We start from the raw sequence: 5,130 nt of genomic DNA, 5'->3' as shown, positions 1-5,130 counted from the left end.
CTGTTCAGCAGCAGCTCCGGCTCGCCTTTCCGCGCGGGACCGAAAGGCTCGGCCATTTCGGGAAAGGCTTCAATCCACTCCTGTTCAAAGGCGATAGCGCGGCTCATGTAGCCGCATCCCGGCGCGGCGCAGAAACTGGTTGGAATGACGCGGGCAACTACATCCTCCAGCATGAGCGACTCCACCAGCGGCGACAAGGCATCCAGTTTGCGAAACCCCGTTTCAACGCAGTCCATGACGTGCGTGCGGTCACGGCGCAGGCAAGCCCGATACACCGCAGCGCCCATCGCGCCACCAGAGACGCCGCTGATTGCCAGCACGCGCTCATCGAAACCCGGCATCTCATGCAGCTTGGCGAGCATCAAGGCCGTCCAATAGGCGCTGCGTATGCCGCCTCCTTCTGAGGCAACCAGGTACAGCGGCTTGCCTTTCAGGCCGTGATCATCCAATACCTTTTGCAGAGTCGGCCTGGTTTCCTTTTCCACGCCCAGCATCGGGCTATATGGAGCAGTGCGCCCGGCCACCCACAACACGGCAACCAATACCACGCCAAGACCCAGCGCGCATGAAATCAGGGCGAGTCCCTGGTTCTGGCTGCCCTCCCGCCTTGCATAGCGCTTTGTGAAGACGATCCATGTCGTTGCCAGACAGCCGATCAGCACTGCGGGCAGGAACAGAGCCGGCGAACTGGCGCCAGCGTTGCCGGCACCCGCAGCCGCCACGGAAAACTGGTGGTTGTCCGTCCACTGCATGACGCCGAAGACGCCAGCGAGCACAATGAAAAATGCGCCCCACGGTATTGAGCTCTTCTGCTCGACCAATGACACCACGCCGGCCACACCCAGCCACCACGTCAGGCTCAGGCAAAGCTCGGCGAAGGCAAACGGCGCATTAAAAGATTCTGGCATGGTCACCCGCAGCACCCGTATCAGGAGCATCAGGCCCAAGGCCAGCAGGGGCAGATTGGTCGGTCCGATGAAATACGCCAGCTTGCCCTGCCAGCCTGCGACCCGGCTGGGCTCATCCTTCAGCAGCTGTGGCAAATCGCGCGAGTTGTAATACTCCTCCGGCCGTGCCAATGCCAGCTTTTGCCGCTTCCACAGAAACGCTCCCCACAGAGCCAGTACGAGGAAGGCGAAGAACTGCAGCCAGAACAGCGAGTTTTGTGCCGCCTCGCTGGCCGTACCCGCTTCCATGCGCAAGCCCGCCAACGCGTCGCCAGTCACATAGCCAAACAGGCGCATCAGCATCAAGGCAGGCATCAGCGACAGCAGCCTTGCCCATTGCTGGGCGAAACGGCCGATCCATTGATTGACATCCGCATTGCTGGATGATGGCAGCGTGCAGCGTTTCACCTGTTCCACCAGCCGCGTCCAAAGCCAGCAGGAATAGGCGAACAAAGCACAGGCCAAAGCATTCAAGGCGATTGCCGATACTTTGAAAAACAATGGCGAGTCGCTGCCGACCATGCCAAGCACGACGTCGCGGCATTGATCCAGGAACAAGGTGAAACCGGCAAACAGCAGCAAGGCGGCGAGCACATAACGGCTGCGCCCAATCACGCCCATCATGCCCTGCCACTTCTCCCGGCGCAGCTGCGCCTGCTGCGCGGTGCTGTCGATGCCAAGCCACCACATGACTGCCGCATAGGCAGATGGAAGAATGGCGACGGAAATGAAGAAGAATTTCTTCGAATGGAAGATGTCGGCGTTATTGGACAAAAACAGCGGCGCTTCGCCCCAGTACATGCGTGCCAATCCCGTTGCGTTCTCTGCCAGGTCATAGCAGGCCAGTAGAATCAAGGCGGCATACGCCAACAGTTCCGCCACACGATTCCACCAGTGCCGCGCCACTTTCCCGAACACTTTGCGCGTTACGCCCAAAATCAGGCTAGCGTAGATTGGAATGAACACCAGCGTATCGATCCACACATACCAGCGTTCGGCATGGTGGTAAGCCGGGAGCWTATCCCAATAGTAAAGTGCCGCTTTGACCGCACCGGGATTCGTCCATCCCATAAAATCCTCGACGCCATAGCCTGCAGGCAGGCGCAGGGCCTGCTGCAAGGCGAAGAGGACGAGCGAAACAAACAGTAGAGCGCCTGTGAGTGCCTTCAATTTTTTCGATGACATCAGCGTCTCCCCAAGGTCTTAAACGAGCTTAGACCACGAGCACTGCATCTTGTTCCGTACCGGTTGGTGACACCATATTGATCAAGCCGATACGGTCGCGTGGACGGCCGACCGCCAGCGCCAGCGCGGCGTAGAAAGCCAGCGTCGGCCAGGGGAAGCGCAGCGGCGTGAAGAAGGCGGGCAGCGAAGTGCCGGCTGCGCTGTCCCACGCTTTCAGCAGCGCGGTGTTGCACTGACTGAGCTGACTTTGCAATGCGGCCTTGTTGATTTGCGATGGATCGTCGGCCAGGGCCGCCAGCGTCGACGATAACCCTTGCAGCACATCGATGCCCGCACCAAAGCCGGTGCCAAGCATGCCGATGCGCAGGAAGGTATTGATGTAGGCGGTCTTCCATACCGTCGTCAGCGGCCCAAGCGCATCCTGGATCTCGCCGATGACAGTGCCGTGATTTCGAGCGCACCACCTGACCAGGCCAGTCGGCTTAAGCAAGTCGGCATCGGGGAAATGCGTACTCAGCTCAAGGATCGGCTGCGACAGCTGATGGCCGGGAATATTGATCGCCCATGCCGCCGACGCCACGTCCAGCACTACCGCGCAGGTGGCGTCGTACACATCGCTGGACTTCAGATGCAGCAGCTTGCGCCACTCGTCGCCGGTCAGTTGAAGCTGGGTGCGCAGCATGGCATTGGTCAGCACATTGTTCTGCTGGCCCGCGCTGGCCTGCAGCAGCTTCCATGCACGGTCGCCCACGGTAGCGTCCACCAGCCTGGCATCCATCATGGTCTTGAAGTACATCTGCACATCATCTTTATCGATCTTCTTGCCGGTTTCCGTGAAACTCAAGGTCAGCGGCACGCCGTTGCCGGAAGTGGCGAAGGCATCCAGGGTCAGGCCCATATTGCCTTCCTGCGATTTGCCGAATTCCAGCAGACGATCATTCAAGCTGTTGACATTGGTGCAGGCCAGAATGCGGTGTGTGCGCAGGTCTTCCTTGATCGCGACCTGGCTCAGGCCAACACGCGTGGCGCTGATCGAGCCCAGGCCGAAGAAGTCCAGCGAGAAGCGATAGGTCTTCTGGCGCACCATCGTGTCGACCAGCCAGCCCGTATAGCCCGGCAGAATGGCTTGTTCGGATGCAGCCCTTTCCATCAGCTCGGGCAGTGCGCTCAAGTCGCCGCGCCATAGTCCGCGATACAACGCGTCACCTGCATAGGAGTAGTGGATGAAGGTGACCGACAGCAGGCTCACTTCCTCATGCGTGGTGGCGATTTCGCTCCCAAGCGAGAGCTTCAGCTGGCTGGCTGCAATTTGCGTGATCGCCTTCACCAGCATGCTGCGCTTTTGTTCGTAGGCGTTCAGCCATTCCAGCAACGGCGCGTCCAGTTTATTGATGTCTGCCTGCAGGTCCTTGATCAGGTCGTCAACCGGCTTGAGCGCCTCATCGAGCGGGGCCAGCAGCGCACTGACATCCTTGCCGAGCGCGGCTTTGACATCTTTCTTGACGCGATCGACTTCGTTCTTCACCTGCTTCTTCAAATTCTTGAACAGGTTGGCCACAGCAGGCTGGAGATGCGTCTTGATGGCCTGCTCGATTTTCGGATTGTTTTTGGCATCCAGCGCACCGCGCACACCATCCATGACCGTGGCTTCCAGGTCTGCGGTGTTGAGAACGCTGAAGTCGATTCCAACCTTTTGCCAGGCATCGGATAGCGCCTGATTCAGTAGCGCCAGCACCTGCGTCTTGCGCGCGGCCGGCGAGCCTGCCAATACCAGATCGGCCACCGCGTTCTCGGCCGCTCCGTCGAGGTCTTCGGCCAGCTTGTCGTGCAGCCAGCCCTGGATGTCGGACAGCGGCCCCAATTTTTCGATCAAGGGCTTCGCGCTGGGGAAGGCTTCCTGCATGGCCTGCGACAGTTTGTTGGCATAGCCGCTGATCGACAGCCCCGCATCCAGCCCCGCGCCCAGCTCCTTGCTGTTGGCACGGCTGCAGGTCAGGTCGACCTGGGCCTTGCCGCCGTCGAGCACCACGCGCAAGTTGTAGCCGCGATCGTGCTGGAACTTGGCCGACAGGCCGATGTCCACACCCAGGCTCGCCATTTGCACATTCGCTGCGCTGTTCTGCACGAAGGTGGTGCCGACCTTCACAGTGCCGGTGGCCGTCAGCGTGCCGTCGACTTTCATGTGCAGAGCCTGAATGCTCTGCGGGCGGGCCTGCCCGCTGCCCTTATCGAACAGAGATTCCAGCTTGCCCGGCGTGGGCACGCCCTTCAGCAGATCGGCCAGCGCCCAGGCCAGCGGCTTGTCGTTCTCCGGCGTGGAGAACGCTTCGAGGATGGCGCTGGCCCCTGCGCTGGCACCGGCGCTGACGCTGCCCCATGAAAACGCGCCCTTGGCGCCCAGATCAACGCTCGCATCGCCATGCAGCGCAATGCCCAGGCCCACGTGCTCTGCCGGAATCTTGAACCCGAGCGAGGATTCGGTTTGCGGATAGGCGGTGACCGTGCAATGCGATTTGGTTTCCAGTCCGTACTGCCAGGCTCCCGGCGCAGCGCCGTTCTCCAAATCGAACAGCGGCCAGTCTACGCCGGCCTCCTGTGCCAGCTGGGCGGTCGACTGCACCAGCGGTTTCACGGCAGCCGGCAGCGCGCTGCCCAGCAATTTGTTGAGCGCTTTGTATTCGATGGCGGCTTGCGCCAGTACCGATGCGCTGACGGCGTTGGCGACGTTCGGATTAGTCGAGCTCCCGTCAAGAACCGCGCTCAGCCATTGCCAATTGGTCGACGCGCCCGCCGCCGGATAGGCATTGATCATCTGCTGCAGGGCGTCCGCGATCGCAAACACGCTGCTCATCTGGGAACTTTTAGTCGTGACCAACCAATCCAGGGCATTCGGCATTTTTATCTCCTGAGGAAGGGCATTGAGGGGGATCAAATATTCGCTGCGGTAGGTTTGCGAATTCTCAAATGGTTTCACAAAAGCAGTCTTCGTGACCCATCC

Annotated in this window: 1 protein-coding gene and 1 pseudogene; both read right to left on the bottom strand. The window is 60.3% G+C overall.

All coding sequences use genetic code 11. The features are described 5' to 3' along the window. A pseudogene (locus AB4Z11_RS22445) lies at nucleotides 1-2,132 on the bottom strand (hypothetical protein); the annotation flags it as partial. Between the two features lie 28 nt (nucleotides 2,133-2,160). Then, nucleotides 2,161-5,028 carry a hypothetical protein gene (locus tag AB4Z11_RS22440; protein WP_442027777.1) on the bottom strand — a complete coding sequence of 956 codons (2,868 nt, stop codon included), beginning with the start codon at nucleotides 5,026-5,028 and terminating at the stop codon, nucleotides 2,161-2,163. Nucleotides 5,029-5,130 lie beyond the last annotated feature (102 nt).

The sequence above is a fragment of the Pseudoduganella sp. RAF53_2 genome (genome assembly GCF_052113985.1).
Taxonomy (GTDB): domain Bacteria; phylum Pseudomonadota; class Gammaproteobacteria; order Burkholderiales; family Burkholderiaceae_D; genus Rugamonas.
The sequence above is the reverse complement of the archived record's forward strand: the minus strand, read 5'-3'. Positions and strand labels throughout refer to the sequence as shown.

Bases quoted from the DNA above. Each gene is read 5' to 3' on its own strand.
- AB4Z11_RS22440 (WP_442027777.1), bottom strand. From the start codon at position 5,028: ATGCCGAATGCCCTGGATTGGTTGGTCACGACTAAAAGTTCCCAGATG.